The organism is Bordetella genomosp. 11, assembly GCF_002261215.1.
GTDB lineage: Bacteria > Pseudomonadota > Gammaproteobacteria > Burkholderiales > Burkholderiaceae_B > Bordetella_C.
In genome coordinates this window covers 2,618,230-2,634,612 of the sequence record NZ_NEVS01000004.1, presented here as the reverse complement: position 1 = coordinate 2,634,612, position 16,383 = coordinate 2,618,230, and the positions used below count along the sequence as shown (strand labels likewise).

General features: G+C 65.6%; 16 protein-coding genes and 2 tRNA genes. 9 read left to right on the top strand and 9 right to left on the bottom strand.

All coding sequences use genetic code 11. The features are described from left to right. The first annotated feature begins 13 nt into the window (after positions 1-13). Positions 14-928: a 5-dehydro-4-deoxyglucarate dehydratase gene (gene kdgD / locus CAL28_RS19485; RefSeq protein ID WP_094842893.1), complete on the top strand. Its 915-nt coding sequence runs from the start codon at positions 14-16 to the stop codon at positions 926-928. Between the two features lie 127 nt (positions 929-1,055). Here the strand turns inward: kdgD and CAL28_RS19480 are convergent, their stop codons facing one another. From CAL28_RS19480 to CAL28_RS19470, 3 genes are all read right to left on the bottom strand, one after another. Continuing rightward, positions 1,056-1,931 (bottom strand): NAD(P)-dependent oxidoreductase, encoded by an 876-nt coding sequence (locus CAL28_RS19480; protein ID WP_094842892.1) that lies wholly within the window; start codon positions 1,929-1,931, stop codon positions 1,056-1,058. A gap of 30 nt (positions 1,932-1,961) precedes the next feature. Then, complete coding sequence (locus tag CAL28_RS19475; protein WP_094842891.1) at positions 1,962-2,714, bottom strand: GntR family transcriptional regulator; 753 nt, start codon at positions 2,712-2,714, stop codon at positions 1,962-1,964. A 131-nt stretch (positions 2,715-2,845) separates the two neighbouring features. Beyond that, on the bottom strand, positions 2,846-3,448 hold the full coding sequence (locus CAL28_RS19470) for a diguanylate cyclase (protein WP_217906588.1): 603 nt from the start codon (positions 3,446-3,448) through the stop codon (positions 2,846-2,848). Positions 3,449-3,671: 223 nt separating this feature from the next. On the opposite strand from CAL28_RS19470, the gene CAL28_RS19465 reads away from it, so the two are divergent. Both CAL28_RS19465 and CAL28_RS19460 read left to right on the top strand, forming a co-directional pair. Then, the gene (locus CAL28_RS19465) at positions 3,672-4,880 is read left to right on the top strand and encodes a zinc-dependent alcohol dehydrogenase (RefSeq protein WP_094844726.1); all 1,209 of its coding nucleotides are present in this window, start codon (positions 3,672-3,674) and stop codon (positions 4,878-4,880) included. A gap of 17 nt (positions 4,881-4,897) precedes the next feature. Continuing rightward, entirely contained in the window at positions 4,898-5,362 is a 465-nt protein-coding gene (locus CAL28_RS19460) for a hypothetical protein (protein ID WP_094842890.1), read from the top strand. Between the two features lie 30 nt (positions 5,363-5,392). Here the strand turns inward: CAL28_RS19460 and CAL28_RS19455 are convergent, their stop codons facing one another. The 4 genes from CAL28_RS19455 to CAL28_RS19440 form a co-directional block, all read right to left on the bottom strand. Next, entirely contained in the window at positions 5,393-6,268 is an 876-nt protein-coding gene (locus tag CAL28_RS19455; RefSeq protein WP_094842889.1) for a c-type cytochrome, read from the bottom strand. Then, positions 6,265-8,037 (bottom strand): GMC family oxidoreductase, encoded by a 1,773-nt coding sequence (locus CAL28_RS19450; protein ID WP_094842888.1) that lies wholly within the window; start codon positions 8,035-8,037, stop codon positions 6,265-6,267. Before CAL28_RS19450 ends, CAL28_RS19455 begins: the two co-directional genes overlap by 4 nt. Further along, positions 8,034-8,870: a gluconate 2-dehydrogenase subunit 3 family protein gene (locus CAL28_RS19445; RefSeq protein ID WP_094842887.1), complete on the bottom strand. Its 837-nt coding sequence runs from the start codon at positions 8,868-8,870 to the stop codon at positions 8,034-8,036. Before CAL28_RS19445 ends, CAL28_RS19450 begins: the two co-directional genes overlap by 4 nt. Positions 8,871-9,083: 213 nt before the next feature. Next, a complete protein-coding gene (locus tag CAL28_RS19440; protein ID WP_094842886.1) occupies positions 9,084-9,587 on the bottom strand; it encodes a CinA family protein in 504 nt (167 codons plus the stop codon). A gap of 132 nt (positions 9,588-9,719) precedes the next feature. On the opposite strand from CAL28_RS19440, the gene CAL28_RS19435 reads away from it, so the two are divergent. Then, positions 9,720-10,211, top strand: coding sequence for a DUF421 domain-containing protein (locus tag CAL28_RS19435; RefSeq protein ID WP_094842885.1), 492 nt, complete (start codon positions 9,720-9,722; stop codon positions 10,209-10,211). 79 nt (positions 10,212-10,290) lie between these two features. Here the strand turns inward: CAL28_RS19435 and CAL28_RS19430 are convergent. Next, a tRNA-Thr gene (locus tag CAL28_RS19430) sits at positions 10,291-10,366 on the bottom strand. Between the two features lie 371 nt (positions 10,367-10,737). Here CAL28_RS19430 and CAL28_RS19425 point away from each other — a divergent pair. The 5 genes from CAL28_RS19425 to CAL28_RS19405 all read left to right on the top strand — a co-directional run bounded on the left by CAL28_RS19425 (position 10,738) and on the right by CAL28_RS19405 (position 15,060). After that, positions 10,738-11,442 carry a GntR family transcriptional regulator gene (locus CAL28_RS19425; RefSeq protein ID WP_094842884.1) on the top strand — a complete coding sequence of 235 codons (705 nt, stop codon included), beginning with the start codon at positions 10,738-10,740 and terminating at the stop codon, positions 11,440-11,442. Positions 11,443-11,504: 62 nt separating this feature from the next. Then, on the top strand, positions 11,505-12,182 hold the full coding sequence (locus CAL28_RS19420) for a DUF2848 domain-containing protein (protein ID WP_094842883.1): 678 nt from the start codon (positions 11,505-11,507) through the stop codon (positions 12,180-12,182). Between the two features lie 28 nt (positions 12,183-12,210). Beyond that, the gene (locus tag CAL28_RS19415; RefSeq protein WP_094842882.1) at positions 12,211-13,530 is read left to right on the top strand and encodes an amidase; all 1,320 of its coding nucleotides are present in this window, start codon (positions 12,211-12,213) and stop codon (positions 13,528-13,530) included. 60 nt (positions 13,531-13,590) lie between these two features. After that, complete coding sequence (locus CAL28_RS19410; protein WP_094842881.1) at positions 13,591-14,919, top strand: MFS transporter; 1,329 nt, start codon at positions 13,591-13,593, stop codon at positions 14,917-14,919. A 65-nt stretch (positions 14,920-14,984) separates the two neighbouring features. After that, positions 14,985-15,060 (top strand) — tRNA-Asn (locus CAL28_RS19405). Between the two features lie 991 nt (positions 15,061-16,051). Here the strand turns inward: CAL28_RS19405 and CAL28_RS19400 are convergent. Further along, positions 16,052-16,234, bottom strand: coding sequence for a hypothetical protein (locus tag CAL28_RS19400; protein ID WP_094842880.1), 183 nt, complete (start codon positions 16,232-16,234; stop codon positions 16,052-16,054). Positions 16,235-16,383 lie beyond the last annotated feature (149 nt).

The window sequence follows — 16,383 nt, the reverse complement described above, 5'->3', positions numbered from 1 at the left end:
TACCGCCCACACAATGACCACGCCGCTAGAACTGAAGCAAATCATCTCGGAAGGCCTGTTGTCCTTCCCCATCACCGACTTCGACGAGCAGGGCGACTTCCGTCCGCGCACCTATATCGAGCGCCTGGAATGGCTCGCGCCGTATGGCGCCAGCGCGCTGTTCGCGGCCGGGGGTACCGGCGAGTACTTTTCCCTGGCGCCCGCCGAATACGCGGATGTCATCCGTACCGCGGTCGATACCTGCGCTGGCAAGGTTCCGATCCTGGCCGGGGCGGGGGGGCCGACCCGCACGGCGATCGCCTACGCGCAGGAAGCCGAGCGGCTGGGCGCAAAGGGCATCCTGCTGATGCCGCATTACCTGACGGAAGCCAGCGCGGACGGCATCGCCGAACACGTCGAGCAGGTGTGCAAGTCGCTGAAGATCGGCGTCATCGTGTACAACCGCGCCAATTCGCGCCTGGGCCCGGACCATCTGCGCCGCGTCGCCGACCGCTGTCCCAACCTGATCGGTTTCAAGGATGGCGTGGGCGATATCGAAAACATGGTGCGCGTGCGCCGCGCCATGGGGGACCGTTTCGCCTACCTGGGCGGCCTGCCCACCGCCGAAGTCTATGCGGCGGCCTATAAGGCGCTGGGCGTGCCGGTGTATTCCTCGGCCGTATTCAACTTCATCCCGAAGACCGCGATGCAGTTCTATCGCGCCATCGCCGCCGACGATCACGCCACGGTCGGCAAATTGCTGGATGAATTCTTCCTGCCGTATCTGGAGATCCGCAACCGGCGCGCCGGCTATGCGGTCAGCATCGTCAAGGCCGGCGCCCGCCTGGTCGGCCGCGACGCGGGCCCCGTGCGCGCGCCGCTGACGGACCTGACGGAAGAGGAAAGCGCCATGCTGGACGCGCTGATCCGCAAGCTCGGACCGCAGTAGGCGCAATCGGCCGGCTATGGCAAAGGGCCTGCTTCCCATGAAGCAGGCCCTTATGCTTTGCACGCGGCTTCGGCAATGTGGGGCCCGGATGGGGACCTATGACCCGCTGGATCACCGGGCCATGGGGTCACTGGCGCTTGTTGCGATTCAGCGCCACCTGGCCCAGGACGGCCAGGTCGTGGTCGCCCAGTCCCTGGTCGATGGCCTCGCGCATGCTCGCCGCGACGACATCCGCCAAGGGTAGGGAGGCACCCGCCTCCCGCGCGGCTTCCTGCGCCAGGGACACGTCCTTCAATCCCAGCCGCGCGCGGAAACTCGCAGGCTCGTAGCTGCCCTTGGTCATCAGGGCGCCATAACCCGTGTGCACCGGGCCTGGCAGGATGGTGCTGGTCAGCAGGTCGACCAGCGTACCGGTACCGATGCCGTAGGCGTTGGCCAGGGCGGCGCCTTCCGCCAAGGCCTCCACGGCGCTCGTCAGGATGAAATTCACCGTCAGTTTCATGGCGTTGGCGGTGTACGGCGCATCGCCCAGCATCACCGTCTTGTGACCGACCAGTCCGAAGAGCGGTTCGGCGATGCGCACCGCGCCGGCTTCGCCCGCGACCAGCAGCGTCAGCTTGGCGGCGGCGGCCGCGTCGGGCCTGCCCATCACGGGCGCGGCGACATAGCCCACGCCCTGTGCCGCGTGGGCATCGGCCAGCCTGCGCGCCGCCGGGATGGAGATGGTCGCCATGTTGACGTGGACGGTACCCTTGCGCATGCGGGACAGCGCGCCGCCGTCCAGGAACACCTGTTCGACGGACCGGTCGTCGGCCAGCATGCTGAACACGACGTCCGCTTCGCAGGCTTGCGCCGCGTTGTCGGCCACGCGCGCGCCAAGTTCCCGTAGCGGCGCGGCGGCTTGCGCCGAGCGGTTCCAGACGGTCAGCGTGTGTCCGCCCTTGATAAGATTGGCCGCGATCGCGCGGCCCATATTGCCCAGACCAATGAATCCGATATGCATGGCGATGCCTCGAAGCAGGAGGGCCGGCGATCAGGCGCCGCCCGTGTATTCCTGCCCGAGATATTCGTAGGCTTCGGTGTTCACGTGGGAAACGCGCCATTCCACCGGCTGGCGGTGATAGGAATAGGCCACGCGGCGAATCTGCAGCAGCGGTTCGCCCTCCGGAACGCCCAGCCACTGCGCGTGGATGGCGCTGGCGCGGCAGGTCCGCAGGCGTTCATCGGTTGCGATGACATTCACGCCGAACATGTCCTGGTAGAGACTATACAAGGTGCTCGGCCGTTCGCGCAGGTGGCGTTCCGTCATGCCGGGAAACAGCGTTTCCGGCAGGCTGACTTCATCGAACATCACGACATCGCCGTGCAGGGACAGCACGTTATTGAATTCGAAGACATGGCCGCCGGCGGGCAGGCCCAGTTTTTCCCGCACCAGCGGCGTCGCCCGGACGCGGCGAAAGCGCGTCAGCTCGGTGGTGGGATAGGATTTATCGCCGTCCTGCCGGACGATGCGGAAGAACTTGAAGAAATGCGAATTGCGGGTGTGGACCGCGACGTAGGTGCCACGGCCCTGGTGGCGCACGAGGATATTCTCCGCGGCCAGCTCGTCGACCGCCTTGCGCAGCGTGCCGATGGATACGCCGAACCGCTCGGCCAGGATTTTTTCTGGCGGAATGGCCTCGCCCTGTTTCCATTCTCCGTGAGCCAGCGCGGTCAGCATTGCCTTTTTGACCTGTTCGTAGAGCGGGCTGCCCAATGGCACTGCCGAGGACGGCTGATGATTCATATCGCTTCCAGAATGATGGCGCGGAATTGTAAGGCGAGGTCCGGATCCGGCTCGTGGCGGATATTATATATATGATTTATATGAATACACCGCAAGCGCGTGACGCGCAACGGCGCCGCGCGTGGCGCCCGTCAGACGTCTGCCTCCGTTTTCCGCGGTGCGCCTCCCGTCGCGCCACGCGCCCGCAGGCCGCGCCACAGCTCCTCGACATAAGGCAGAAATTCCAGCACGACGGCCGCCAGCAGGACGAAAGCCACGTACCCCGCGGGAAGCGGTGGATCCTTCCAGCGTACGTCCCAGCCCGCCGGCTCGGGCCCCAGCCCGAACAGCGCGAGGAATTGCGGCCAATGAAGCACGGCGACCAGCATGCCCGCCGCCAGCGGCAGCAATTCCAGGAAGCTGTGGACGTGCTGTTCGAACGGCCCGATGTGGCGGCGCCGGCTCGCATAGCTCACGTCCCAGAGCGCGGTGGCTTCATGCGCGATGAAGGCCAGGATCATCACCAGGAAGACCAGGGCGTTGACCTGCAGGAACAGGCAGGCAAGCAGGGGGATGCCGATTTCCGCGAACATCAGCAGATGAAGCGCCGATTCCTTGGGCCCGGCCGTGTGCGCGATATCGGTACGGCGGTGGCAAAGGTAATCCGCGACGCCGGCGGCGATCCACAACGGCATGATGAAGTACATCAGGATGCGCAGCGCGGCATCCCCGGTGTCCTGCATTTCGTTTCCCATGTCCGATCCTTGCGTTTGCTCGCCGGGCGGCGAGCGGCCACGGCGGTGGCCGCATTGCCGTTCAGCAGGTCTTATGCCATCGGGCTTGCCGGGCGATGCTCCACGGTGGCGCGCATGCGGCTTGCTGCGGCAGCCGGCAGCCGCATCGCCGATGCGCCGCCCGGCCGGCCCGCGCCGCGTCCGGCGTCCGCGCGCTATCCGCGCCATTCGCAAGGAGTCATTCATGAAAGCTGTCGTATTCCACGGGATCGGGGACATCAGGCTGGACGATGTACCGGATCCTCAGCTGAAAGAAGAAACCGATGCCATCGTCCGGCTGGTGGCCAGTGCCATTTGCGGCACCGACCTGCATTTCATCCGCGGCACGATGGAAGGGGTGAAGCCGGGGACGATCCTGGGCCATGAGGGCGTGGGCATCGTCGAGCAGATCGGCCCCGGCGTCCGTAACCTGGAGGTGGGCGACCGCGTCGTGATTCCGTCCACGATCGCTTGCGGATATTGTTCGTATTGCCGTGCGGGCTATTACGCGCAATGCGATAACGCCAACCCGCATGGGAAATCCGCGGGCACCGCCTTCTACGGAGGGCCCGACCAGACCGGGGGCTTCAACGGCCTGCAGGCCGAGAAGGCGAGAATCCCCTACGCGCACGTCAATCTGCTCAAGCTTCCGGACGAGATCGACGACGAGCAGGCGATCATGCTCTCCGATATTTTCCCCACGGGATATTTCGGGGCCGACCTGGCGCAGATCGAACCCGGCCGCACGGTGGCGGTGTTCGGTTGCGGGCCGGTGGGGCAATTCGCGATTGCGTCGGCCAAGTTGATGCACGCCGGGCGTATTTTCGCCATCGATGCCGTGCCGGACCGCCTGGCCATGGCCCGCGCACAGGGCGCCGAAACCATAGACTTCAATGCGGAAGATCCGGTCGAGACCATCAAGCGCCTGACCGGCGGGATCGGCGTGGATCGTGCCATCGACGCCGTGGGGGTGGATGCGGTCCATCCGCATGACGGCCCCGCGTCCAAGCCGGACGAGAATGCCGCCAAGGAGGCGCAATCGCGCCAGTTGGCGCCGCATGCGCATCCCCATGGAGAAAACTGGGTCCCTGGAGATGCGCCCGCCCAGGCCTTGGACTGGGCCGTCCAGGCGCTGGCCAAGGCCGGAACGCTGGCCATCATCGGCGTGTATCCGCCCTCCGATAACCTATTCCCCATCGGGATGGCGATGAACAAGAACCTGACGGTGCGCATGGGCAACTGCAATCACCGCAAGTACATCCCCCTGCTGATCGAGCTGGTGCGGTCGGGCCGGGTGGATCCCGCGGCGATCCTGACGAAGCGCGAGCCGCTTTCGTCGGTCATCGACGCCTACAAGGCCTTCGACACCCGGCAGCCGGGATGGATGAAGGTAGCGCTGGCACCGGTGGCGTAGCCGATAAGGAGAACCCCATGAACCTACGCACGACTAACACCATTGCCGGCCGCATCGCGATCGTCCTGTCCGGCGCCGCCCTGTGCGCCGCGAGTCCCGCCTGGGCCGCGCCGCACGCGGCCGGAATGTCCGTCGCCCAGGCCGGCCACGGCGCGGGCGGGCAGGGCGGCGGGTCAACCGGCGGCGGCCAATGGAAGCATCCCGAGTCCGGTTCCACCAGCCCGGGGGGCTCCAGCGCGACGGGGCCGGGAGAAGGCCAGGGGCAGGGACGCGACGCCACGCCCGCATCCGGCGGCCGTTCTCCGGCCACCGGCCGCACGAACGACGATATGCAAGGACACCACGGCAACGCTACCCCGCCCGGCAGGGCAGGCGCGTCGTCGCCAGGCGGGGTGGACGGGAGCGATAGCGCGAAGGGCAGCGCGGCCAATAGCGACAAGGGACCCGGCCATCGCGGTCCGGACACCAAGCCCGGGCATTGAAAGCCCGGGCATCGAGTCAGCGCGGCCGCTTCATTGCGGCCGCATTCCGGCGTAGTACTTCGCCAGCGCGGCCGTATCCTGCGCGCTCAACCGCCTGGCGATATCGCGCATGGTCCCCAGGTCGTCGTTGGTACGCTGGCCATTGCGAAACGCTTCCAGTTGTCCGGAGACATACGCTTCTGGCTGCCCGGCCAGGCGAGGCAGACTGGGGCTTTCGCCCTCGCCATTGGCGCCATGGCAATTCGCGCAGGCGGCCAGCGCCAGGCCGTTGTCTCCGAAACCATGCAGGCGCTGGCCTCGGTCGGCCGGATTCGCGGCCGGCGCGGCGATCGCCGGTGCCGGCAGGCTGCCGTAATAGCGCGCCACCGCCGCGATGTCCTGGTCGTTCAATCCTTTGGCGATGCCGGTCATGATGGGGTGCTGGCGCGTGCCGTCGCGATAGTCCAGCAACTGCTTGGCGATATACGCGGGCGGCGCGCCTGCCAGGATGGGAAACACCGTCCCGGCCGCGGGTACGCCTTGCGCCCCATGGCAGGACGCGCAGGCCGCGACGCCGGCCGACGGTTTGCCGGCGTTCGCCAGCGCGGCGTCGATCGGCGCGTTGGCATCCTGCGCCAGCAGTTGTTCCCAGCGTGCCTGCGGGAACGAGAAATCCGTGGCCTTGCGCGGCGGCGGCGTCGGCGGAGCGGCGGCAGCCTGCGGTGCGGGCGCGCCGGGCGCCGCGGCCTGCGGTGGCGCCTGGGGGGCCGGCGCCGATTCGCTGGCGGCTTTCCCGGCGCCGGGCGACGGCGGATTTTCGCGATGCGGCGGAATACGGAACAGCGACGATACGCCGGCGACCAGCACGATGAACGCCGCGCCGACCGTCGCGGCGCCTTTGGCAAGCGCGGCCATATTCGCGTTCATATTTTCACCAGCGGGCCGGGAGCCTTCAGGTAATCGCGCTTGACGGCATCGACGATCCAATACGCGGTGGCGCCGACCGTGCCGGTGGGGTTGTAGCAGGAGTTCTGCGGGAACAGCGAGGCTCCCGTGACGAACACGTTGGGGACGTCCCAGCATTGCCCGTACCGGTTGACCACGCTGGTGCGCGGGTCCGCGCCCATCGCGGCTCCGCCGGTCAGGTGCGTGGACTGGTAGCTGGCCGACGAATAAGGCCGGCTGCGCGGCGCGGGTTCGGTACGAACGACGCCACGCATCGCCTTGCCGATCTCGTCGCCCTTCGCCGTGACGAAGCGCGACATGCGGATGTCGTTGTCCGGGAAGTCGTAGGTGATGCGCAGCAGGGGCTGGCCCCACGCATCCTTGTACGTGGGATCCAGGTCCAGGTAGCTGCCGCGCGTTGGCAGCGCCGATCCCGTAATGGTGATGGGTATGGCGTGGTTGTAGTAGCGCTTGACGGCCTTCTTCCACTCGCCGCCCCAGTTCGGCGTACCCGACGGCACGGGATGGTTGCTGATCGGCGTGCCGCTGACCACCTGGATCTGGATATACGCGCCGCCGACGAAGCCCTGCGGGCCATGGTCGAAGTTATCCGTACAGAAGTCGTCCATCGTCACCGCCACGGCGCCGGCACCCATGAAAGGATTGATCGGCGTCTTCTCGTCGAAGAAGAGCCCCACGCCGGACGTGGTCTGGTGCGTGTAGTTGCGTCCCACCACGCCTTCGTTGGCCTTGGGGTCGTAGGGCTTGCCGATCTTCGAAAGCAACAGCAGCCTGACGTTGTTGATGCTGAACGCGCAAAGGAACACCAGCTCGGCCGGCTGGAATACTTCCTCTCCCGCTTCATCGACGTAGGTCACGCCGGTCGCGCGCTTCCTGTCCTGGTCCAGCTCCACGCGCAGCACGTGCGCGCCGGTGCGCACTTCGAAGTTGCTCAGCTTCATCGCTACCGGCAGAACGCACACCTGCGGGGAAGCCTTGGCGAAATGTTCGCATCCGTAGTTGGAGCAGAAGCCGCAGTACACGCAGGCGTTCATATGCAGCCCTTCGGAATTGACGTACGGGCGTGTGCACAACGCCGAGGGCTGCACGTAGGGGTGGTAGCCCAGCGAGCGCGCCGCTTCGCCGAACAACGCCGGCGCGTAGGGTACTTTCATCGGCGGGTTGGGGTAGGGGTTCGAACGCCAGGGCTCGAACGGGTTTCCGCCTTCCTGCTTCTGGCCCTTCAGGTTGCCCGCGAAACCCGAGGCACCGATCAGGCGGTCGAAGCGATCGTAGAAGGGTTCCAGTTCCTCGTAGCGCACCGGCCAATCCTGCGCGGTGATGTCTTCATCGAAAATCTTGGCGCCGTACTTGCCGGTGTAGTGCGATCGCAGCTGGAACTCGACTTCGTCGAAGCGGTAGTAGGCGCCGGACCAATGGTTGCCGGCGCCGCCCAGATGCGTGCCGGGATAGGCGAATGCCCAGCGCCGCATCGGCAGGGCGGTCTGGTTGATATTGTTCCGGAAGGTGAAGGTCTCCGTGGCGGCGTTCTGGTGCAAGGCATGCCTGCGGACGTACTTGACCTCGTCATGCACCATGGGGCCCTGGAAATCCGGGGAAGGCCAGCGCGGCTGGCCGCGCTCCAGCATGACGACCTTCTGGCCATTGGCCGCCAGTTCCTTGCCGATGATCGAGCCGGTCCAGCCGCCACCCACGATGGCGACGTCCACGGCGGGAAGTGTGCGGGTCATGCGGTCTCCTTCGCGCCGGTGCCCAGATCGCTGCGGGGTCGGGGCACATCGCGCGGGCCATCCCGCTTCATCGGGGCCGCCGGCTGGCCGTCCATTTTCATATCGTGGACGGGGCTGTTGGCGATGGAGACCGGGGGCCGCACGAAGGCCACGCCGTGCCGTTCGATGTCGTTCGAATAACTGGCGTAGGCGCCGGGAAACTGCACCAGCTTCCAGCCCACCATATCGCGGTTGCCGCCGTGGATGGGATCGCAGAAGAATCCCTCGACGGTGGCGTCCATCAGCGCGGCGAAGAAGACCGCCGAGGGCAGCGGCGAAAAGTCCAGCTTGCCGGTTTCCATGAGTGCCAGCGTTTCATCCTGCGCCGCGGCGTCCAGTTCGGCGAAGGACTTGCCGTTCCGGCTTTGCCGCACGGCTTGCGCCAGGTGCGCCAGACCGGTGCGGAACATCTGCGCGGGCGTGTAGGAAAGCTGATACCCCTGTTGCGGCGTGCCCGCCGCGAACGGCCCGGATTGATAGAACTGGTCGCCGGCGCCCCACGCGCCGGCCAACTGCTGATCGATGTATGCCGTCACGCCCGCCTCGCGCGCGCCGGGACCGAGCTCGTCGGTCGGAATCAGCCGCGCGACGACCGCATCCATCAGGGCGGCCTCTTCGGTATTGAAGAATTTCCAGGTGGGGTTGGCTGCCGCCTGCGCCGCAGTCGCGGCAGTATCGTGCGGCTGACCGTCCGCCGCCGATACCTTGCCCGTCAGCGCGGCGGCCGGCAGCCCGACGGTAATCGCCTTCAGCACCTGCCGGCGCGATGCGGGGTCGACGGTCTTCGGTTTCATGCGGCCTCTCCGTGCAAAGAGCCGCTCGGGCTGCAACTGTTATGCCCATGGCTGACGGAAGGGGCGGCCGGGCGGGGCTGCCATGCGAGCGCGCCGGCCGCACGACGGGCCATGCCCGGGCACGGTGGGTCGATACGGCATGGGGGGCAATGTGCGGCAGAGCCGGCGTTGCAAGGAACGTCGACGGATGAGTACGTGCGGGAATGCGGCGGGCTACCTGCCGTCCTTGCGCCATTCCCGGTACAAGGCCGGCATCCGTTCCAGCGCATAGGCCGCGGCGGCTTTCCGGATGCCATGCCGGCCGCCGTCGAAGTTGCGGGTCTCGGTGTACACCGCCGGCGCCGCATCGGCCGGACTGGCCTTGAAGACCCAGGCGTAGCATTGCGTGCCGGCGGGCAATCCGTCATCCGTGCCGTCCGCCAGCCCGGTATTGGCGATCGCCACATTGGCGGGACTGCGGGCGGCGGCGCCCATGGCCATTTCCCGCGCAATTGCTTCGCTGGTCAGGTTATGCGTGTCCAGGATGCGTTGCGAAAGGCCCAGGCAGCGCCGCTTGGCGTCCGGGGAATAGACGACGAAGGCGCAGTCCAGCAGTGCTCCCGCCCCGGGTATATCGGCCAGCATGCTGGCGATCAGGCCCGCCGTGCAGGATTCGGCGGTGACCAGCGTCAGATCGTTGTCGCGCATGAATACGGCGACGCGCTCGATGGCATTCATGATGGTTTCCTCCCGGCCCACGCGCGAGCAACCTCCGGACCCGGGTGCGCAGGTTGCTTACGGATGGGCTGATGGATGCGGCACCGGAGCCGGCACATGGACGGCCCCGCGACCGCACAAGGAGAAAGCCCCATGGATATCCAATGGAAAGACATCATTGCGTTCAGCATGTCGCCCGCCGAACTCGCGATCCGCGGCACGTTGACCTACTGGTTCATTTTTATTCTGCTGCGCGTGGCAGGCCGCCGGGACGTCGGCTCGCTGGGCATGGCGGACCTGCTGGTGGTGGTGCTGATCGCGGACGCCGCGCAGAACGCCATGGCCGGCGAGTACAAATCGGTGCCGGACGGCATGGTGCTGATCGCCACAATCGTCTTCTGGAGCGTGGTCATCGACCGCGTGGCCTATGTATGCCCGGTCCTGCGGCCTTTCCTTATTCCGCCCAAGCTGTGCATCGTGAAGGACGGCCAGATGCAGAAACGCGCGATGCGGCGCGAAAGCATTACCGTCGATGAGCTGAAGAGCGAGCTGCGGCAGAAGGGCATCGAGGACATATCGCAGGTGCGCCATGCGTATATCGAACCGGACGGTTCGGTCAGCGTGATCAAGCGGGCCGGGCAGTAGGGCCGGGCAGTAGGCGCGCCGTAGACGCGCAGGGCAGCAAAGCAAAAGGCCAACCCGTATGGGTTGGCCTTTTTGGATCTGGTGCCGGCAATAGGAGTCGAACCTACGACCTTCGCATTACGAATGCGCTGCTCTACCAACTGAGCTATGCCGGCTGAAAGATATCGCGGCCGGGTTGCCCCTGGCATGCGCACCGTATGCGCAACCGACTGCGCAATTACCGTCCACATCTACCGCCACATCTACTGCTTTACCGCTGGCGATTCGTCGACGTCATACAGACATCTTGAACCGCTTCCAGGATGGCTGTCCCGGAAAAGACCGAGATCATATCAGAGTTTCTGGATACACGGAAAGTGCCTCGGCGCCCCGCTGGCCGCGGGTCGTCTCCGGACGGCGCGGTCGCCGTTCGAGGCGCGCCGCGGCGATATGCGGGCGGTTGTTCGCAGGCGGTCGCGGGTAATCCCTGATACGGGCGGTGTGATATATCAGAGTATTATCACTTGCGTTTTAGTGATCGATATTCATGGCTCGACATTCCATCCAGCTTCCCAGCCAGGACACCGCCGCGCCGCCCGCCGCGGGCAGTCGCGCGTCTTCCGGCGCCGCGCTGCGCGAGCTCGCCTATGCCGAGATCAAGCGGCGCATCATTTCGTGCGAATTCCGCCCCGGCGAGGCCATCAACGAATCCCAGGTGGGCGCCTTGCTTGGCCTGGGCCGCACGCCGGTACACCAGGCGCTGCACCGCCTGGAAAGCGACGGCCTGGTGTCCATCCTGCCGCGCAAGGGCGTGCTGGTCGCGCCGCTCTCGCTCAACGAAGTGCTGGACATGATCGAGGTCCGGCTGAGCAACGAGCTGCTGTGCGTGACGCTGGCCGCCGAACGCGCCCACGGCAGCGACATCCACGCCATGCGCGACATCGTCGAGCGTTCCGCCGCGCTGCTGGAGCACCGTGACATCAACGGGCTGATGCAGCTGGACCTGAAGTTCCATAACGCCATATCGGCTGCGTCGCGCAACCGCGTGCTGGCCGAATTGCTGCGCGGACTGCATGAAAAGCAGGCGCGCTTCTGGTTTTTGTCCTTGCAGGATCCCGAACACCTCGCCAACGTCTACCACGAGCATATGGCCGTGCTGGACGCGCTGGAGCGCCGCGACATCCCGGGCGCGCGCGAGGCCATCCGAGCCCACATCGACGAATTCCGCAAGAACATCATCCGCTCCATCTGAAGCCGGGGCGCGAACTTTCATCGCGGCCCGCGCGGCCGCAGCATCAAACGAGGTTTATCGCCATGCCGCAATTGAATTTCCACGTCGCCGGGCTGGGCGACCGCGCCATCCTTATCGACCGCCTGGTCATCGCCGGCTGGGCTGGCCGCGATGCGGCGGCCGTGCAGCACCATATCCGCGAGTTGCAGGAAATCGGCGTGAAGCCGCCGTCGACCGTGCCCTGCTATTACCCGCTGGCGGCCTCGCTGCTGACCACCGACGAGGAAATTGAAGTCCCGCGCGCGGATTCCTCCGGCGAGGTGGAGGCCGTGCTGTTGTCCACGCCCGACGGCCTGTTGGTCGGCATCGGTTCTGACCACACCGATCGCAAGGTCGAGGCCTACGATGTGACCGTCTCCAAGCAGATGTGCGCCAAGCCGGTCAGCCGGGAGCTGTGGCGTTTCGAGGAGGTGGCGGGCCATTGGGATCAATTGGTGTCGCGTACCTGGCGGGTACGCGACGGCCAGCGGGCGCTGTACCAGGAAGGCCCCATGACCAGCCTGCGCGATCCGCGCGAGCTGGCCGAAAAATACGCGGGCAAGCAGGGGCTGCCGGTGGGCACCGCCATGTACTGCGGTACGCAGACGGTGATCGGCCAGCTCGGCTATGGCGAGCAGTTCGAGGTCGAACTGCATGACCCCGTGTTGAACCGCAGCCTGCGCCACGCGTACCGTGTGCGCGTCCTGCCTGTTACCGACTGAACCGGCGTCGCCGGAAAAGGATCCATCCATGCAGACCATCAAGCAATTGCAGGCCGACCTGCAGGCCGGGCGCACGACCAGCGAGAAATTGGTCGAGCAGTGCCTGGCGGCCATCGAGTCGTATCGCAAGGCGGGCGGGGCGGCGTATCTGCACGTCGACGCCGATGCCGCGCTGCAGGCGGCGCGCGCCAGCGATGCCGCGCGCCGCGCGGGCAATGTCCCTTCGCCCATCGCCGGTCTGCCTGTTTCGATCAAGGATTTGTTCGACGTGCGCGGCCAGGTGACGTCGGCGGGCTCGCGCGCGCTGGCCTCGTCCGCCCCGGCCGCCGATGACGCCGTTGCCGTGGCGCGGCTGCGCACCGCCGGCGCGGTGTTGCTCGGCCGCACCAACATGAGCGAGTTCGCGTTTTCCGGATTGGGCTTGAATCCCCACTACGGCACCCCGCGCGCGCCCCACGACGAATCCCGCGTTGCCGGCGGCTCCACGTCGGGCGGCGCGGTCAGTGTGGCCAAGGGCATGGCCGTCGCTACGCTGGGCACGGATACCGGCGGCTCCATCCGTATTCCGGCCGCCTTCTGCGGCCTGACGGGTTTCAAGCCGACCTCGCGTCGTGTGTCGCTGCAAGGCGGCGTGCCGCTGTCGCGCACCCTGGATTCTGCCGGGCCGCTGGCCAACTCCGTCGACTGCTGCGCCATCCTGGATCGCATCCTGAGCGGCGAAACCCTGGACACGCGCCCGGCGTCCCTGAAGGGATTGCGTCTGTACGTGACGCGCGATTTCGTCTTCGACGGCGTGGATGCCGCCGTGGCGGCCGCTTTCGAATCGGCGGTGTCGCGCCTGTCCGCGCACGGGGCGCAGATCGTGCCCTTCGAATTCCCGGAGCTGCACCAGCTGCCGACCATCAACGGCGGCGGCGGTTTCACGGCGGCCGAAGCCTGGCATTGGCATCGGCAACTGCTGGCGGACAAAGGGCAGGAGTACGACCAGCGGGTGGCCATGCGCATCCGCCGCGGCGAGAAACAGTCCGCGGCCGACTACATCACCGTCTTCGACGAGCGCGCGCGCCTGATGGCGGTGGCCGCGGACCGCCTGCGGGATGCCGATGCATGGCTGATGCCGACCGTCGCCGTGCCGCCGCCGCGCGTCGACGACCTGGGCACGGACGAGGCGTTCTTCGCGACCAATGCACTGGTCCTGCGCAATACCAGCGTGATCAATTTCCTGGATGGCTGCGGGGTATCGCTGCCGACCGGGCAGCCCGGCATCGGCCTGGCGGTTTGCGGACTGCGGGATGCGGACGCGCGCATCCTCCAGGTGGCGGGCGCGATCGAACCTGCCTTGAACTGAATCAACATCATCCCCGCCGCGGGGCGGGGCTATCCACTCGTTCATCCACGGAGCATTTCCATGTCGTCCACCGTTACCCCGGCGCCGGGTGGGGCCTCCCACGCGCCGTTCCCGGCGGAGCGCACGCTCGCGTATCGAAAGATCGCCACGCGCCTGATCCCCTTCCTGGTTTTCCTGTTCGTGCTGGCGTGGATAGACCGCGTCAACATCGGCTTCGCCAAGCTGCAGATGCTGCAGGATCTGCAGTTCAGCGAGACGGTCTATGGCCTGGGCGCCGGCATTTTCTTCATCGGCTACTTCCTGTTCGAAGTGCCCAGCAATCTGCTGCTGGAGAAAATCGGCGCGCGCCGCACCCTGGCGCGCATCACCATCCTGTGGGGGCTGGCTTCCATGGCGATGATCTTCGTCAAGACGCCCATGCAGTTCTACGTGATGCGCTTCCTGCTGGGCGTATTCGAGGCCGGCTTCTTTCCCGGCGTGGTGCTGTACCTGACGTACTGGTTCCCGTCGGATCGCCGCGCCCGGATCAACGGCTATTTCATGACCTCGTTCGCCATCGCGGGCGTGGTCGGCGGCCCGATCGCCGGCTTCATCATGAGCGCCATGTCCAGTGTCGAAGGATTGGCCAACTGGCAATGGCTATTCCTGATCGAAGGCATTCCGTCCGTGCTGGCCGGTTTCGCCGTGCTGGCCTGGTTGCCCGAAAAGCCCGCCGACGCCAAGTGGCTGAATGACAGCGAACGCGCGATCGTGGCGCGCGACCTGGAGGCGGACCGGCGCGACCCGGCCAAGCATTCGTCGCTGCGCGAAGCCTTCAACGGGCGGGTATGGCTGTGCGCGCTGATCTATTTCTGCATCGTCAGCGGCAATGCCACCATCGCGTTCTGGACGCCGTCCATCATCAAGGAACTGGGCGTGCAGGGCAACTTCCACATCGGCCTGGTATCGGCGATTCCCTTCATCCTGGGCACCGTCGCCATGGTGATGAACGGCATCCATTCCGATCGCACCGGCGAACGCCGCATGCATAGCGTGCTGGCCAGCCTGGCCGCCGCCATCGGCCTGGTATTGACGGGCTATTTCCTGGGCAGCCCGGTCGCGGCGATGTATGCGCTCTCGTTCGCCGCCATCGGCATCCTGGCCGCCTTCCCGGTGTTCTGGTCGCTGCCTGCGGCTTTCCTGACCGGCACCGCCGCGGCGGGCGGCATCGCGCTGATCAACTCCGTCGGCAACCTTGCCGGCTTCGCCGCGCCGTACCTGATGGGCTGGCTCAAGGACAAGACCGGCAGCCTCGCTTCGGGCCTGTATAGCGTCGGCCTGATGGAGCTCTGCGCGGCCTTGCTGGTGCTGTTTTTTATCAAGGTCAAGCGCGACGCGCCGCGCGCATAATGACGAGAGAAGCGGGATTTGCACTGCCCAAAAAAATCATGATATAGTCTCGCTTCTCTAACAGATCCCCGATAGCTCAGTCGGTAGAGCGACGGACTGTTAATCCGCAGGTCGCTGGTTCGAGCCCAGCTCGGGGAGCCAAATCTGGTTAGAGAATCAAGCAGTTGATCAGGTAAAACGATCAGGTAAGACCCAGTTAAAACCGCCCTTGCCGGCGGTTTTTTCTTTTTGGGCGTCCTGCTGTGGCCAAACCCGCGAATATGGCTTCGGGTATGGCTTCGGGTGGGGGCGATTCCCGCGCCTACTCGTCTGGGTTAGTTGCGGCCAGAAGCTCACACCGGGTGGCTCCTTGTCGTCGACAGTCCTCCATTGCGGCTTTAATCGCCTCATTTCGGCTCGCCTTGCCCATAGCAACTCCAAGCACAGGTTTATCGATCCCCTCTACGGAGGCGGTCCAACCTTTTGGTAGATCCGTTTTGCGATTGGGGTCTCCCCAGTATTCGGGATCGCGGCGCGGTTTGGGTGCCGCAGCTGGTCCTTGGCTGGCCCAATCACAAAGAGGTGCAGGGGCAACCCCTGGTCCACCTGGATCCATACCGAGAAAAACTTCACCATTTCCCGCGCCGCCAGGACAGACGTGCGGTTCCGCCTGGGCTGCCGTCGTCATTGTCATCAGCGTGAATCCAGCAAATGCCAAGGCGTACAGATGGCTGCTGATACAACGGGGATGGATTTTCATTATGTCGCTCCAATCTGGAATTTCGCTTTTTTATCACTTCGGCATTCGTCGGGGCTGATATTAAGCCCCAGCAGAGGCTACGACAGTCAATTCTGCGAGCTCGATGAGGATCTCTGAAAAGATCCGGCTCAAATAATCGAAATTTTCGGCATGTCCAGGTAGGCCAAGGATATGGACGGACAGGGATAATCCAGCGCAAGGCGCGCTTTGCCGTTACGAGGAACTGATCCACGATGCCCACGTGTGCCGCAAGTCGTGAAAGCGAAGCCACTGGTTCCGACCGCCGCGCATGCCCTCGTCAATACGCACCGGTCGGCCTCCCGCGCTCGATGGCTTAACGATCCGGCGTGGCTGAATTCGGGCACACGTACTTCGAGACGATTTTCGGAATCATCACCTTCCCGTGTCCGGATAATTCGGCCCGGGTCCCCAGCCGCGATCGCTCGCCCAGGGGTCGGCGGCGCCGGGGTGCGGCGGACCGGGATGATCGAAGCGCCCATCGTTGGCGCAGCCCGTCAGCAGCATGCCGAGCATGCATGCGGCTGCCAGGGAAAGAAACCATTTGCGGGGATACATACGCGCCTCCTGACACTGTCCGTATAGCGGGCGAATCCAGCATAGCGCAACAGCGGCGCTTGCACCGCAACGCCAACGGCTCTGCGAGCGCGCGCGATTCGGCACAACCTGGACCAGGCGTCGTTGCCTCGTGGGCATCGGCCGTGCGT